The organism is Pantoea sp. SIMBA_079 (genome assembly GCF_046940275.1).
Classification (GTDB): Bacteria; Pseudomonadota; Gammaproteobacteria; order Enterobacterales; family Enterobacteriaceae; genus Pantoea; species Pantoea borealis.
Map to the genome: position 1 here is coordinate 1 of NZ_JAWRYR010000067.1, position 389 is coordinate 389.

The window sequence follows — 389 nt, forward strand, 5'->3', positions numbered from 1 at the left end:
GTAGCGTCTCCAAGGAACTGAGCCACTCCACGAATCCGTCGTATGCGGCCTCCTGTGCGCCTTTGTCTCGAAGCGCCCACGCCCGGGATCCAACCTTAACGGTGACCGAGGCGAGACGGCCTCGGGCGTTGTAGACGAACGCGCCCGCGCCGGGGATTTGCACGACTTGTACGTCGCCGAGCGCACCTGGGAGAAGGAACTTGGAAGTGACCACAGGTGTCACCGCAGCGACCTGGGCGTGGCCGACGTTGAGCGAGGCGACGCTGACGCGCAGCCACACATCGCGCCGGAACCTCGTCTGCCCGAGAACGCTGCGGTATACGTACCGGGCTGCCTGGGCAACGATCACCAGGACGGGTTCGCGTCGGTAGGTGGCGAGGGCAAAGAAG

General features: G+C 65.3%; 1 protein-coding gene. It reads right to left on the minus strand.

Going from position 1 to position 389, the window contains the following annotated elements:
- A partial coding sequence (locus SB719_RS19120) for a hypothetical protein (protein ID WP_412159599.1) occupies nucleotides 1-389 on the minus strand: 389 nt, incomplete at both ends.